Origin of the sequence: uncultured Tateyamaria sp. (genome assembly GCF_947496075.1) — a bacterium.
Classification (GTDB): Bacteria; Pseudomonadota; Alphaproteobacteria; order Rhodobacterales; family Rhodobacteraceae; genus Tateyamaria.
This window is the reverse complement of record NZ_CANMBJ010000004.1, coordinates 639194-652874: the sequence shown is the minus strand read 5'-3', so window position 1 is coordinate 652874 and position 13681 is coordinate 639194. Positions and strand designations below refer to the sequence as shown.

The 13681-nt window shown below is 61.0% G+C and carries 13 protein-coding genes; 12 read left to right on the top strand and 1 reads right to left on the bottom strand.

The genetic code is table 11. The features are described 5' to 3' along the window. The 12 genes from ugpC (at nucleotide 1) to Q1A51_RS15510 (ending at nucleotide 12239) form a co-directional block, all read left to right on the top strand. Nucleotides 1-1113 carry a sn-glycerol-3-phosphate ABC transporter ATP-binding protein UgpC gene (gene ugpC / locus Q1A51_RS15565; RefSeq protein ID WP_299600451.1) on the top strand — a complete coding sequence of 371 codons (1113 nt, stop codon included), beginning with the start codon at nucleotides 1-3 and terminating at the stop codon, nucleotides 1111-1113. Continuing rightward, nucleotides 1113-2606: a GMC family oxidoreductase gene (locus tag Q1A51_RS15560; protein WP_299600448.1), complete on the top strand. Its 1494-nt coding sequence runs from the start codon at nucleotides 1113-1115 to the stop codon at nucleotides 2604-2606. Before ugpC ends, Q1A51_RS15560 begins: the two co-directional genes overlap by 1 nt. Beyond that, nucleotides 2603-4198, top strand: a complete 1596-nt coding sequence (locus tag Q1A51_RS15555) for a GMC family oxidoreductase N-terminal domain-containing protein (protein WP_299600445.1) — start codon at nucleotides 2603-2605, stop codon at nucleotides 4196-4198. Before Q1A51_RS15560 ends, Q1A51_RS15555 begins: the two co-directional genes overlap by 4 nt. Further along, nucleotides 4195-4503, top strand: a complete 309-nt coding sequence (locus Q1A51_RS15550; RefSeq protein ID WP_299600443.1) for a Dabb family protein — start codon at nucleotides 4195-4197, stop codon at nucleotides 4501-4503. The genes Q1A51_RS15555 and Q1A51_RS15550 overlap by 4 nt, the downstream gene beginning before the upstream one ends. 36 nt (nucleotides 4504-4539) lie before the next feature. Beyond that, nucleotides 4540-5544, top strand: coding sequence for a LacI family DNA-binding transcriptional regulator (locus tag Q1A51_RS15545; protein ID WP_299600441.1), 1005 nt, complete (start codon nucleotides 4540-4542; stop codon nucleotides 5542-5544). Between the two features lie 91 nt (nucleotides 5545-5635). After that, a complete protein-coding gene (locus Q1A51_RS15540; RefSeq protein ID WP_299600439.1) occupies nucleotides 5636-6802 on the top strand; it encodes a Gfo/Idh/MocA family oxidoreductase in 1167 nt (388 codons plus the stop codon). A 19-nt stretch (nucleotides 6803-6821) separates the two neighbouring features. Beyond that, nucleotides 6822-8912: an FAD-binding protein gene (locus Q1A51_RS15535; protein ID WP_299600437.1), complete on the top strand. Its 2091-nt coding sequence runs from the start codon at nucleotides 6822-6824 to the stop codon at nucleotides 8910-8912. A gap of 271 nt (nucleotides 8913-9183) precedes the next feature. Further along, nucleotides 9184-9972: an exodeoxyribonuclease III gene (locus tag Q1A51_RS15530; RefSeq protein ID WP_299600434.1), complete on the top strand. Its 789-nt coding sequence runs from the start codon at nucleotides 9184-9186 to the stop codon at nucleotides 9970-9972. Then, complete coding sequence (locus tag Q1A51_RS15525) at nucleotides 9969-10445, top strand: GNAT family N-acetyltransferase (protein WP_299600432.1); 477 nt, start codon at nucleotides 9969-9971, stop codon at nucleotides 10443-10445. The genes Q1A51_RS15530 and Q1A51_RS15525 overlap by 4 nt, the downstream gene beginning before the upstream one ends. A 34-nt stretch (nucleotides 10446-10479) precedes the next feature. Further along, nucleotides 10480-11397, top strand: a complete 918-nt coding sequence (locus Q1A51_RS15520) for a co-chaperone YbbN (protein WP_299600430.1) — start codon at nucleotides 10480-10482, stop codon at nucleotides 11395-11397. A gap of 27 nt (nucleotides 11398-11424) precedes the next feature. Next, nucleotides 11425-12066: an LON peptidase substrate-binding domain-containing protein gene (locus Q1A51_RS15515; protein ID WP_299202804.1), complete on the top strand. Its 642-nt coding sequence runs from the start codon at nucleotides 11425-11427 to the stop codon at nucleotides 12064-12066. Beyond that, entirely contained in the window at nucleotides 12063-12239 is a 177-nt protein-coding gene (locus tag Q1A51_RS15510; protein WP_299202801.1) for a Trm112 family protein, read from the top strand. The genes Q1A51_RS15515 and Q1A51_RS15510 overlap by 4 nt, the downstream gene beginning before the upstream one ends. Nucleotides 12240-12385: 146 nt before the next feature. Here the strand turns inward: Q1A51_RS15510 and Q1A51_RS15505 are convergent, their stop codons facing one another. Next, nucleotides 12386-13612 (bottom strand): FAD-dependent monooxygenase, encoded by a 1227-nt coding sequence (locus tag Q1A51_RS15505; RefSeq protein WP_299671402.1) that lies wholly within the window; start codon nucleotides 13610-13612, stop codon nucleotides 12386-12388. Nucleotides 13613-13681: the final 69 nt, after the last annotated feature.

Sequence of the window (13681 nt, the reverse complement as noted above, 5' to 3'; positions counted from 1 at the left end):
ATGGGCTTTCTCGATATCGACAACACAACCAAGTCCTATGGCGCGGTCGAAGTTCTGCATAACGTGGACATCTCGATTGAAGAGGGCGAGTTTCTTGTCCTCGTTGGCCCGTCAGGCTGTGGGAAATCCACGCTTCTGAACATGATTGCCGGTCTGGAAGAGATCAGCAGCGGTGAAATCCGGATCAAGGATCGGGTGATGAACGGGGTCCACCCGTCCAAGCGCAACATCGCAATGGTGTTCCAATCCTACGCGCTCTATCCGAACATGACGGTTGGGCAGAACATCACCTTCGGGCTGGAAATGCATGGCACGCCCAAGCCCGAGCGCGAGAAGGCGATGAAGGAGGTGGCCAGCCTCTTGCAGATCGAACAACTGCTTGATCGCAAACCCGGTGCACTGTCCGGTGGGCAGCGGCAACGGGTTGCCATGGGCCGCGCACTGGTGCGCGATCCGGATGTGTTCCTGTTCGACGAACCGCTGTCCAATCTCGATGCGAAACTGCGCGTGGACATGCGGACAGAGATCAAGAAGCTGCACCAGAAGCTTGGCACCACCATCGTCTACGTGACCCACGACCAGATCGAGGCGATGACGCTCTCGACGCGCATCGCGGTGATGAACGGCGGTTATGTCCAGCAACTTGGCACGCCGCAGGATATCTACGACACGCCCGCGAACATTTTTGTGGCGACCTTCATGGGGTCGCCGGCAATGAACGTCGTGCCGGCACGGGTCGCGGTCGAGAACGGCAAGCCCATGGCGCGCGTTGCGTTGCACGACGGGACCGAAACTGCCCTGCCGTTCAGCCAGGGCAACATGGAGGGCTGGGACGGGAAAGACATCCTTCTGGGCATCCGGCCTGAAACGATCACGGACGAGGACGCGGCAGACCGCAAATCCTCGAACATCGCGCATATGACCAATCGGATCGTTGTGACGGAACCCGCAGGCTCCGACACTTTCGTGACGATGACGATGGGCGGCAAGGACGTGATCGCGCGGATGCGTTCCGATGCCGAGGTACATCCGGGCGCGGATTTCACCTTTGCCGTGAACATGGAAAAAGCGGTCGCCTTTGATCCCGCGACCGAGGCGCGCATCGCGCCTTGATGCAGCCGGACGTCATCATAATCGGCTCGGGCATGGGCGGCGCGACACTGGCTGCGGTGCTTGCTCCCACGGGCCGCCGCATCCTGATCCTTGAACGGGGGGACCACCTGCGCCCGTCGCCACAGGACCGTGACACGCAGGCGATTTTCGGGGACGGTGTCTTTCGCCCGGACGAGGTTTGGCTGGATGGCAAAGACCAGCCCTTCAACCCCGGCAACTACTACAATGTCGGCGGCAATTCGAAATTCTACGGTGCCGTGCTGATCCGGTACCGGGCCGAGGATTTCGGCGTGGTGCAGCACACAGGCGGTGCGACTCCCGGTTGGCCAATCAGCTATGACGATCTTGAACCCGACTATCAGGCGGCTGAACAGCTCTATGCCGTGCGGGGGGCCTTGGGCGATGACCCGACAGAGCCGCCCCACTCCGGCACCTACCCGCACAAACCGGTGCCGGATGAGGACGACATCGCCGATCTGCGCGCCCGGTTAAAACGGGTTGGATTGACGCCCAGCCATCTCCCGCTTGGCGTCGACATCGACCGCTGGCTGGCGGCGGGTCAGACCACGTGGGATGCCTATCCCGACACCTGCGGCGGCAAGATGGACGCGGAAACCTGCGGGCTGTCCACCGCACTGGCCCATGACAACGTCCAGATACGCACTGGGTGCCGTGCAACGGCCCTGATCGCTGACCCGAACGGTCAAGTGACAGGTGTGACTTGCGAAGTGGATGGTGGCACCGAAACGCTGACAGCACCGATCATCGTGCTGGCTGCAGGCGCGGTGCAGACGGCTGCCCTGCTGCTTGCCTCGGCCAATGACACCTGCCCAACGGGACTTGCCAACCGCTCGGATCAGGTCGGGCGAAACTTCATGAACCACAATTGCAGCGCCGTGATGGCCCTGCATCCGTTCCGGCGCAACCGGGCGGTGTACCAGAAAACGCTGCTGGTGAATGACTACTACCTGGGCCGTGACGGCGACGGGCCTCTGGGCAACATCCAGTTGCTTGGTAAAATCACCGGCCCCATTCTTGCGGCCAATGCACGCCTGCCGCGCTGGCTGGCCCACCAGATCGCCGCGCGCAGTTTTGATTTCTACGCCATGTCCGAGGACTTGCCGAACCCGGACAGCCGCGTCACGTTGAAGGACGGACAGATCAAACTTGACTGGCAGCGGTCAAACTGGGCCGGGCACGAACTTTTGGTGAAAAAGCTCACGGCCAAACTGAAACAGGCAGGGTTTCCCATCGTGATGGCGCGGCCCTTCGACCGCCGCACCCCATCACACCAGTGTGGCACGGCACGCATGGGGGCCGACCCGGCGGCAAACGTCGTGGACACGTTCTGCCGCAGCCATGACCACAAGAACCTGTTTATCGTCGATGCCTCGGTCCTGCCGACATCTGCCGCCGTGAACCCCGCATTGACCATCGCGGCACTTGCGCACCGGGCCGGGCGGCACATTGCCCAGACGGAGCTTGCGGCATGACGGCCAAGGGCTACGATTTCATTGTCATCGGGGGCGGATCGGCGGGGTCGGTGATTGCAGCGCGGCTGTCAGAACACCCAGACGCGCGTGTCTTGCTGCTCGAAGCTGGCGGCAGCGACCGCCACCCGTTTTTCCACCTGCCCGCAGGCTTCGCCAAGATGACCAAGGGCATCGGATCATGGGGATGGTCGACCACGCCGCAGCGATCCATGCAGGACAAGGTGTTCAACTATACCCAGGCCAAGGTTATTGGCGGCGGTTCGGCCATTAACGCGCAAATCTACACGCGCGGTGCGGCTCAGGACTACGATGAGTGGCGGCAAATGGGGTGCGAGGGGTGGAGCTATGAAGACGTTCTGCCCTATTTCAAGAAGTCCGAGGATAACGACACGTACAATGGCCACTATCACGGCCAGGGGGGGCCAGTGGGCGTCTCGATGCCTGCCGCACCGCTGCCAATCTGTGACGCGTTTATCGAGGCTGCAGGACAACTGGGCATCCCGAAGACCACGGATGTGAACGGGGCCAAGCAGGACGGCGCAGGCTACTATCAGCTGACACAGCGCAATGCGCGCCGATCCTCGGCTGCGATGGCGTTTCTGACCCCAGCCCGATCGAGGCCCAACCTGACCATTCAGATGCAGGCGCAGGTCCGACACATCACGGTCGAAAACGGGCACGCCACAGGGGTCGAGATGGCAGACGGCACCAAGGTCACAGCAGATCGCGAAGTTATCCTGTCCTCCGGCGCCATCGGATCACCCCGCCTCTTGCAGCTCTCGGGTATCGGTCCGGCGGATCACCTGCACGGGCTTGGCATCAACGTTGTGCTGAACCAGCCGGGGGTCGGCGCGAACCTTCAGGATCACCTTGATCTCTATGCGATTTGCGAGGTGACTGGTCCACACACATATGATCGCTTTGCCAAACTGCACCTGAGTGCGCTGGCCGGGCTGCAATACATGTTCACGCGCAAGGGGCCGGTTGCCTCCAGCCTCTTTGAAACCGGCGGCTTCTGGTATGCGGATGAAAACGCGCGGTCGCCCGATATCCAGATGCATCTCGGGCTTGGTACTGGGATCGAGGCCGGGGTCGAAGCCATGCCAAACGGCGGTGTGACCCTCAACGCCTGCCACTTACGCCCGCGCTCTCGCGGCAGCGTCAGGCTGCAAAGCGGCAATCCCGCCGATATGCCCCTGATCGACCCGAACTATCTGTCAGACCCCTATGATCGCGAAATGTCGATCCGGGGCCTGAAGCTGGTACAGAACATTCTGGCGCAGGACGCTCTGAAACCTTTCATCATGGCCGAACGTTTGCCGGGGCGAGATGTGCAGACGGATGAGGACTACTTCAACTTCATCTGCGTGCATTCCAAAACATCGCACCACTGCGCGGGCACCTGCCGCATGGGCAATGATGCCGATGCGGTGCTGGACCCCCGCCTGCGGTTCAATGGGATCGACGGGCTGCGTGTGGCCGATGCCTCGGTCATGCCTACGGTCAACTCCTCCAACACCAACGCTCCATCCATCATGATCGGTGAAAAGGCCGCTGACATGATCAAGCAAGATCAGGGACTCATGCAATGATCCGTCACATCGTACTCACCAAGTTCAAGCCGGACACGTCCGAAGACAAGATTGCCGGTATCTATGCGGGCCTGTCTGCACTGGCGGACAAATTGCCCGGCGCACAAAACTTCACCGGCGGCCGGTCCGAAAGCCCGGAACAGATCGAACGCGGCTACATGCATGGCTTCGTGATTGATTTTGATGGCTGGGATGCGCTGCAAACCTATGCCGACAATGACGAACACAAGGCACTTGGCGGGCAACTTGTTGAAAATGCCGTGGGCGGGATCGACGGCATCCTTGTGCTCGACCTCGATGTTTGAGACCAGAAAAGGCCGATAGCAAAGGAAAGCCTGCAGATGGGTCAAAGACCAACCATACTGGATGTTGCCAAACGGGCGGGCGTGTCGAAATCGACCGTCAGCCTTGTCCTGCAAGGCAACAAGACGGTCAAGGAAACGACCCGGCAGGCGGTGCGGCAGGCGATGGCCGACATCGGCTATGTCTACAATCGTTCGGCTGCAACCTTGCGCTCGTCCTCCTCCGGGCTGATCGGTCTGGTAATCAACGACCTGCGCAACCCGTTCTTCACCGAATTCGCGGCCCTGTTTCAGATGGAACTGGCCAAGAACGGGTTTGCAACTGTGCTTGCCAACTCGGACGAAGACCCGGACCTGCAGACGCGCATGATCTCTTCGCTGGTTGAACATGGTGTGTCCGGCTTCATCGTCTCGCCCAGCTATGGCGCTGAACAAGACGCTCTCGCCGTCCTTGAAGCGTCCAATACCCCCACGCTGCAGGTGTTCCGCGCGCTCGATGCAGGCGACAGGAAATTCCCCTTCGTCGCACCGGACTATGAAAAGGGCGGGCGCCTCGCGACCGAGCATTTGCTCGAGATGGGATGCAAGCGCATCGCGTTTCTGGGCGGGCTAGATGGCCGCCCCGTCACCGAGGAACGGATGAGCGGCTACCTTGCGGTCTTGTCCGAGGCCGGGATGGAACCGGTAGTCCTAACCGGTCAAGCGACGCGATCCTTTGGCAAATCCATGGCCGCCGACCTGCAAGCCAAACACCCGGATGTCGATGGTGTCTTGTGTTTCAACGACCTTGTGGCCCTCGGCGTGCTTGCAGCCTGTCCCGAGCTTGGCGTGCGCGTCGGCACCGACCTGCGTGTCGTGGGTTTTGATGATATCGAAGATTGCCGCGACAGCTATCCGTCCCTGACCTCGGTCAGTTGCAACATCCCCGACTTCGCAAAATCAACGGCTGCGCAAATCCTAGGGTGGATCAAGGACGGCAAACGCCCTGCGCTTACCGCCCGCAGCCCGGTCCAACTGATCAAGAGGGCCTCTAGCGGACCCTGATTACAACACGCCCGACAGTGGGTGGCCCCGAAACACGCTGCGCCAAAACGATGGAACGTTCCAAGCGCCAGCGACAAAGAAGGAAAAGCACATGACGGAAGTAAAAGTCGCAGTTCTGGGCGCGTCGGGCTGGATGGGCAAGGTCCACACCATGGCTTACCAGACCTTTCCGCATTTCTTCGGAGACGGTGGTGGCACCGCCCGCGTCACAGCCCTGGTCGAGGCCAACCCCGATGCGGCCAAGGGTCTGGCCTTTCGGGCTCCGGGGGCCAAGATCCTGACCAACTGGCAAGAGGCGGTCAACGATCCCTACATCGACTTGATCGACATCTGCCTGCCGGACAACCTGCACTATGACGTAGCCAAGGCGGCGCTTCTGGCCGGCAAGCACGTCTATTGTGAAAAGCCATTGGCCGACACCGCCAAAGAGGCGCGCGAACTTGCGGACATAGCCCGCGAAAAGGGCCTGATCACGCGTGTCGGTCATTCCTTCCCCCGGAACCCGGTCCATGACCGCGCCAAAGACATCATCGATGCCGGAGAGATCGGCGAAATCAAACTGTTCAAAGGCTGCCAGCACGTAGACATCTATGCCGACCCGCTCGCCCCCTATATGTGGCGCGCCAATGGCGACCTTGCCCCCACGGGCATCATCGGCGACACCGGCAGCCACGTGTTCAGCTTTATGGATTTTCTGATCGGGCGCGTCTCATCGCTGATCGCCGACAGCTACATTACCGCCCCGAAGCGACCCAAGATCGAAGGGGTGGACTTTGGTGGCGCAGCCCCGGAGATCACGGATCAGACCGAGTGGGGTGATGTCACCAACCCGGATGGTACAAACCTGCTCTGTACCTTTGAGAACGGCGCAAAAGGCATCATTGACTTTAGTCGCGTCGCCACTGGCCGCAAGTTCATGCAAACATATGAAATCTACGGCACGAAGGGCAGCCTCGCTTACACGTTCGACGAGGTCAATCGCCTGCGGTTTTACTCCAACGATGACCCAACCGGACGGCGGGGTTTCCGTGAGATCGACGTTGGCCCGGAACACCCGACCTATGGCGCGTTCCTGCCGCTCCCAAACTTCGCGCTGGGCTATAACGAGGGCAAGATCATCGAAGTGGCCGAGCTCATCCGATCCATTGTCTCGAACCAACCCATGTGGCCGACCTTTGAGGCGGGCCACCACATCTGCCAGATCGTAGACGCCTGCATGGATTCCGCGCGTCTCAAACGCTGGGTCGACATCGACTAATCCCAAAGGATCCGGATGAATGAGCCTTTCTGTTCCCCAGCACATTCTTGATGCGCTCACGGACGTGGTCATGCCGCGTTTGCCGGCAGAGCCTGCGCCGGACCGGCACGTAACAGCCTCGGGCTACGACATCCCCGTGTTTGCCTGTGGTGCCGTCGTGATCGGCAGCGGCGCGGCAGGCCTGCGTGCCGCGGTCGAGATGAAGCGCCGCGACGTGGATGTCACGGTCATCAGCCAAAGCGCATGGGGCGGAACGTCGGCCTGTTCCGGGTCGGATAAGCAGACGTTGCACACGGCCAACACCAAGGACCAGGGCGACAATTTCCAAACCATGGCCGCCGCCATCCGCGCAGGCGGCGCGATGGACGAAGATACGGCATATATCGAAGCTGTCGGGTCAATCCGGGCCATGGCCTCGCTGCAATATCTCGGTCTGCCGCTGCCGCAGGACGATCTTGGTGGCACGCTCCGGTATCAGACCGACCATGACGAGGTTGGGCGCGCCACCTCCTGCGGGCCGCGCACCTCCCGGCTCATGGTCAAGGTGCTGGCCAAGGAAGCGATCCGCCTTGGCGTCCCACTGTTCAACCACACCACCGCCTTGAAGGTGCTGACCGACGGGCAGAGGGATCAGACGCAAGTCACGGGTGTGCTGACGATCCGGCCCAAGGCACGCACGGATACCAACCCGCTTGGTCTCGCGCTGTTCCAATGCGCCGCGCTTGTCTTTGCGGCTGGCGGTCCGGGCGAGCTCTATCGCGACAGCGTGTTCCCCAACGGGTGTTTTGGCACGCTTGGGCTCGCACTTGAAACCGGGCTGGAACTGGTCAACATCACGGAAAGCCAGTTTGGCATCGGCACCCGCCGTGAAGGTTTTCCGTGGAACCTGTCCGGCACCTACGTGCAGGTGATCCCGCATATCTATTCCGTGGATGATACGGGGGCCGAGCACCACTTTCTCGCCGACTACTATCGCACCACACAGGAAATGGCCTCGAACATCTTCCGCAAGGGCTATCAATGGCCCTTCCACGCTAGTCGGATGCTCGATTTCCAGTCCAGCCTCGTGGACCTCGCGATCTTCACCGAAGGCCAGAAAGGGCGGCGGGTCTTCATGGACTTCAACCGCAACCCGCTGCCTGTGCCGGGGGACCAGGACTTTAACCTTGCCCGTTTGGATGGTGACGTGCGCAGCTACCTCACGAATGCCGGTGCGTCGCACGACCTGCCCATTGATCGGCTGCGCCACATGAACCCGCTCGCGATTGAGCTCTACAAACGCTACAAGGTCGACATCACCTCTGACCCGCTGGAATTTGCGGTCAACAATCAGCACATGAACGGTGGTATCGCCGTCGATACATGGGGGCGGACCAACATCGCCGGGATTTACGCGGTGGGCGAAGCGTCAGGTACGCACGGGGCGACCCGGCCCGGCGGCTCGGCTTTGAATGCCGGTCAGGTGTTTGGCACCCGCGTGGCCGAACATGTGGCCGCCAGCGGCAAAGCCCATGCGCCCTCAGATACTAAGCCGCACATCGACCGCGCCATCACTGAAATAAAGGCCGTCCTCAAAACGGACAGTCCGCACACGATCAAGGACATTCGCAGCAACATACAGGCCCGGATGAGCGATCACGCAGGTATTCTCTGCACCGCCAAAGACGTGACATCGGCGCGTTCAGAGGCGCGGCAATTGAACGATGCCATCCGCCGGAACGGCATCGCCTACACGCGCGAAAACGAAATTGGCCGCGCCCTGCAATGGCAGCAAATGGCACTCGCGTCCGAGGCGGTGCTGTCCGCCCTAGATCACTACATCTCGAACGGCGGGGGCAGCCGCGGCGCACGGGCCATCTGCGATCCGGAAGGCACTGCCTTGCCCGAGGCCCGAACAGGTCCACTGCCACATGTCAGGTTCCGCCCCGAACGTGACGAAGACATGCGTGAGCAAATTCTTGTGCGGCTCGACGGCACGGACATGGTGATCTCCACCCGCCCCAACCGTGCGTTTGACGCCAATGCGAAATCCTTTTTCGAACGGGATTGGCCTGCCTGGCTCACTGGCGACATTTACGATCTGTCTGGGGAAAGTGATCAAACGCCCTGAAGTCGGGGCGATCACATGCAGGCAGTGCCGGGCTTAACCCGCGAAGCCGCCCGCCTTCGTGGGTCAGTCTGTGTGCGCACCGGTTAAAATCGACATAATCCACCGCCCGCACACCCAACCTGCTGACACGTCGTGACAATCTCAGAACCATTGATATCCCGTAAGCAGACCGAAGGGCTTGTCCCCGCGGGGACAAAACGCATTTTCCGGGTGGAGACTGCGGTTTTCGGCGTCTAGTCTGGCCTCCAAACTTGGATTTCTGGAGCCGCCCATGTCCTTCACCCTCGCCACCTGGAACATCAATTCCGTCCGTCTGCGCGAACCCATCGTGCTCAAGCTGCTGAAGGAAGAAGGCCCCGATGTGCTTTGCCTGCAAGAGTGCAAAAGCCCGGTCGACAAGATCCCCCGCGAAGGGTTCGAGGCGCTGGGCTACACCCACATGGTTGCGCGTGGCGACAAGGGCTATAACGGCGTCGCCATCTTGTCGAAGATCCCCATGGTCGAATCCAGCGCGCAGGATTTCGCGGGCCTTGGCCACGCCCGCCACATTGCGGGACAGCTCGAAAATGGCGTGACCGTCCACAACTTCTATGTCCCCGCGGGGGGCGACGTGCCTGACCGCGAGAAGAACGAGAAATTCGGTCAGAAACTCGACTATCTCACCGATATGCGCGACTGGTTCCACGGCGACAAACCGCAGAAATCCATCCTCGTCGGCGATCTCAACATCGCCCCGCGCGAGGATGATGTGTGGTCCCACAAGCAACTCCTGAAGGTCGTCAGCCACACACCCATCGAGGTCGAACACCTGGCCGAAACCCAGGATGCGGGCGGCTGGGTTGACGTCACACGGGCCGATATCCCCGAGGGCCAGTTGTATTCCTGGTGGTCCTACCGGGCCAAGGATTGGGATGCCGCTGACAAGGGACGCCGCCTGGATCACGTCTGGGCCACGCCCGACATCTCGAACGCCGCCCATTCGAGCCGCATCATGCGCGATGCCCGTGGCTGGGAGAAACCCAGTGACCATGCCCCGGTCTTTGCGAGCTTCGATCTTTGATCAGGCCTGCACGTCTTGATGAGTTGGATGCACTGACCGATCTGATGCATCGGTCAAAGGCGCATTGGGGCTATGACGAGGACTTCATGAAGGCCGCCCGCGCCGTTCTGGTTTTGACTCCGCGAGATATTGAGAGCGGCGAACTGCGTGTGTTTGACAACAACGGTCCGCAGGGTCTGTGCAAGCTGGTGGTCCGTGAGGATCGCGCGGACCTCGACAAGCTGTTTGTTGATCCGGAAGCAATGGGACAGGGTGTCGGGCGTGCTCTTGTATCTTGGGCCATTGACCAGGCACGTGCGCAGGGGGCCACACAGATGCAGATCGAAGCGGACCCGGATGCTGTGCCATTCTATGAACGCCTGGGCGCGCGTGTGATCGGGGGCGTTCCGTCCGAGGCCATCGTCGGTCGCACCCTGCCACTCATGCAGATTGACCTTAGTGGCTTGGCACCGGACGCCTGCGGGTCCATATAAAGCGCGACCCGCCGCGCCAAGAAGGAATGACAAAATGATGGATTTGGGATTGTCCGCAGGCCCCGATGACGCCGACCTGATCAAGGACGGCTCGGAAGCGAGCTTCATGCAGGATGTGGTCGAGGCCAGTCAGACCGTGCCGGTGATCGTGGACTTCTGGGCGCCATGGTGTGGCCCGTGCAAGACGCTTGGCCCCCTGCTTGAGGATGCGGTCAAGGCGGCCAAGGGCGCCGTCAAGATGGTCAAGATCAACGTAGACGAGGCGCAGATGATCGCGGGTCAGCTGCGCATCCAGTCAATCCCGACCGTCTACGCATTCTGGCAAGGCCAGCCGGTGGATGGATTCCAAGGCGCTGTTCCGGGTTCGGAAATCACGGAGTTCGTGGATCGGGTGATCAAGGCGGCCGGCGGTGAAGCGCCCGGGGACAGCCTGAACGATGCCGTTGAAGCCGCCGAAGAAATGCTGACCGAAGGTGCTGCCGTGGACGCGGCCCAGACCTTTGCCGCGATCCTGGAAGAGGACCCCAACCATGCAGGCGCTTACGGTGGATTGGTCCGAGCGCATATCGCGATGGAAGATTTGGATCAGGCCGAGGCGATCCTGAACGGGGCACCTGCCGAAATCTCTGACAGTGCCGAAGTGGAAGCGGCCCATGCCCAATTGCAACTGGCCCGTCAGGCCGAGGATGCGGGGCCGGTCGCCGAGCTGCGCGCCGCAGTTGAGGCGGACGAGGGTAACTCGGAGGCCCGGTTCGAACTGGCGCAAGCGCTGCACGCCAGCGGAGATGCAGAGGCAGCGGTCAATGAGCTGCTCGAAATATTCCGCAGGGATCGCGAGTGGAACGACGGCGCTGCCAAGGAACAGCTCTTCACCATCTTCGATGCTCTCAAGCCAAACGACCCGATTGTTCTGAATGGACGTCGTCGTTTGAGCTCAATGATATTTGCCTGATGCGATTCACGGGCTAGCTGACATTGCATGATAAAAGTGGCTGACCTTCCCGGCGTAATCCCGGTCTTTCCATTGCCGGGGGCGCTGCTGTTGCCGCGCTCTCGTTTGCCTCTGCACATCTTCGAACCGCGCTATCTGCAAATGCTTGATGACGCTCTGAAAACGCCGCACCGTTTGATCGGTATGGTGCAGCCCAACGAGGTGGAAGGGCGCAAAGGCAATGGGCTGCAAACGATTGGCTGCGCGGGCCGGGTCACACAGTTTTCCGAGACCGAGGACAACCGGTACCTGATCACCCTCAGTGGTATCTCGCGCTTTCGGGTGCAGAATGAGGTGGATGGGTTCACGCCGTATCGTCGATGCGAAGTGTCATGGTCCGGTTTTGATCGTGATCAGGGCCGCTGCGAGGAAGATCCCAGTTTTGACCGGCCCACGTTTCTGGACCTTCTGGGTCGCTATTTTGCGGCGCAATCCTTGTCGGCAGATTGGGAGACGTTGAAGGACGCAGATGACGAATTGCTGATCAATTCCTTGTCGATGATGCTGGACTTCGACCCAGAGGACAAACAGGCCTTGCTCGAGGCGCCGTCCCTCAGTACCCGTCGCGAAACCTTGATCACCTTGATCGAGTTTGCGTTGCGTGGCGGTGAAGGCGAAATGATGCAATGAGTACGGATGTTGATCGCCGGATGCTGGAGGCACTGATCTGCCCGCTGACCCATGTGACATTGCGCTATGATGCCGAGAAACAAGAGCTGATCTCGGACGCGGCGCAGCTGGCCTATCCGATCCGCAACGGCATTCCTGTCATGTTGGAAGACGAAGCGCGCAAGTTGGATTGACGCGCGGGGCGGACGAAGCGTCCGCCTTACGATTGCTAGGTAAGGCGCAGCTTGCTGCGACCCCACGGCGACGCCCCCGAAATGCTGTTTTGAAACTGTAAGGCGCACGTGCCGTGCGCCCGGCGGAGGGCACCTCCGCCTTACGATCAAAGGGGTTGGCCCTGCATCAGGCGGGGCAGGTCTCCGGTCAGCCCGGCGGCTTCCCGGATGAAACTGCGGCGCAGACCGGGCAGTGCATTCACGACGCCCATCCCGATATCGCGCAGTCCACGCACCATCGTATTGTCATTTGAGAACAAACGGTTGAACCCGTCCGTGGCAAGGGCAAGCGTCGTGTTGTCAAAGCGCCGCCACTCTTCGTATCGGCGTAGTACTGCAATGCTGCCGGGGTCTTCACCTCGGCGCACCGCGTCGGTGATCACCTGAGCCAGTGCAGCAATGTCGCGCATGCCCGCGTTCAGCCCTTGCCCTGCGATCGGGTGTACGCCGTGTGCTGCGTCAGCAATCAGCGCCAGCCTTTCGTCCGCCAGCCTATGTGCCAAGGACAGGGACAGCGGATAGGTATAGCGTTGGCCCGACAGGCTGATCTCACCCAGAAAGTCGCCGAAGCGGGGGCGCAGCATGGTCAGGTAATCGACATCCGGCAGGGCGTTGAACGCTGCCGCCGTTTCATCCGTTTCGCTCCAGACAATGGAGCTGACATTGCCGGTCAGCGGCAGGATGGCGAGCGGGCCCGGCGGCATGAAGAACTGGTGTGCGATCCCGTGATGCGGTTTTTCATGGGCGATTGCGCAGACCAGCGCCGTTTGGCCATACCCCCAGCCGGTGCGTTTGATCCCCGCCCGTTCGGCTGTGCCGCTGCCGCGCCCGTCGGCGCCGATCAAAACGCGACCTGTCAGCACCTTGCCCGATGCCAGCGTGACGGCAGCCGCGCCGGGGTCGATATGCTGTGCCGTCACTGTTTCGCCCGACAGGTGCGTGATGCCGTCTGTGGCCGCCATAGCCTCCAGAAGTGCGCGCCGGATGTGCCGGTCCTGTACCATGTAGCCCATCGGGCCTTCCTCGATCTCGGCATGATCGAAATGCATGAAGAAGGGCGATGGTCCTTCGCCCGCGCGACCGTCCGTGACCTTGATTTCAAGGATCGGCTGGCTGTTGTCCGCGATAGCGTCCCAGACGCCGACACCATCCAACAGCCGTTGCGAGGTCAATGCCACCGCGTAGCTGCGCCCGTCAAAGGCTGCGTTCTTGCGGACCTTTTCACTGAGCGCGTCGATTACGGTCACGCGTTGCCCGGTTTGTGCGAGGGCGAGGGCGAGAATGGGGCCGGACAGCCCGCCGCCGACGATCAGGATATCGCTGTCATGCGTCATGTCGCGCAATATGGACGGGTGCTTGGGATTGTCCATGCGTTGTCACGTCGCTACCGTCCAACAAAACCG

What these genes read in the sequence shown, in the direction of transcription:
- ugpC (WP_299600451.1), top strand. Translation starts at nt 1, where the DNA reads ATGGGCTTTCTCGATATCGACAACACAACCAAGTCCTATGGCGCGGTC.
- Q1A51_RS15560 (WP_299600448.1), top strand. Translation starts at nt 1,113, where the DNA reads ATGCAGCCGGACGTCATCATAATCGGCTCGGGCATGGGCGGCGCGACA.
- Q1A51_RS15555 (WP_299600445.1), top strand. Translation starts at nt 2,603, where the DNA reads ATGACGGCCAAGGGCTACGATTTCATTGTCATCGGGGGCGGATCGGCG.
- Q1A51_RS15550 (WP_299600443.1), top strand. Translation starts at nt 4,195, where the DNA reads ATGATCCGTCACATCGTACTCACCAAGTTCAAGCCGGACACGTCCGAA.
- Q1A51_RS15545 (WP_299600441.1), top strand. Translation starts at nt 4,540, where the DNA reads ATGGGTCAAAGACCAACCATACTGGATGTTGCCAAACGGGCGGGCGTG.
- Q1A51_RS15540 (WP_299600439.1), top strand. Translation starts at nt 5,636, where the DNA reads ATGACGGAAGTAAAAGTCGCAGTTCTGGGCGCGTCGGGCTGGATGGGC.
- Q1A51_RS15535 (WP_299600437.1), top strand. Translation starts at nt 6,822, where the DNA reads ATGAGCCTTTCTGTTCCCCAGCACATTCTTGATGCGCTCACGGACGTG.
- Q1A51_RS15530 (WP_299600434.1), top strand. Translation starts at nt 9,184, where the DNA reads ATGTCCTTCACCCTCGCCACCTGGAACATCAATTCCGTCCGTCTGCGC.
- Q1A51_RS15520 (WP_299600430.1), top strand. Translation starts at nt 10,480, where the DNA reads ATGATGGATTTGGGATTGTCCGCAGGCCCCGATGACGCCGACCTGATC.
- Q1A51_RS15515 (WP_299202804.1), top strand. Translation starts at nt 11,425, where the DNA reads ATGATAAAAGTGGCTGACCTTCCCGGCGTAATCCCGGTCTTTCCATTG.
- Q1A51_RS15510 (WP_299202801.1), top strand. Translation starts at nt 12,063, where the DNA reads ATGAGTACGGATGTTGATCGCCGGATGCTGGAGGCACTGATCTGCCCG.
- Q1A51_RS15505 (WP_299671402.1), bottom strand. Translation starts at nt 13,612, where the DNA reads ATGACGCATGACAGCGATATCCTGATCGTCGGCGGCGGGCTGTCCGGC.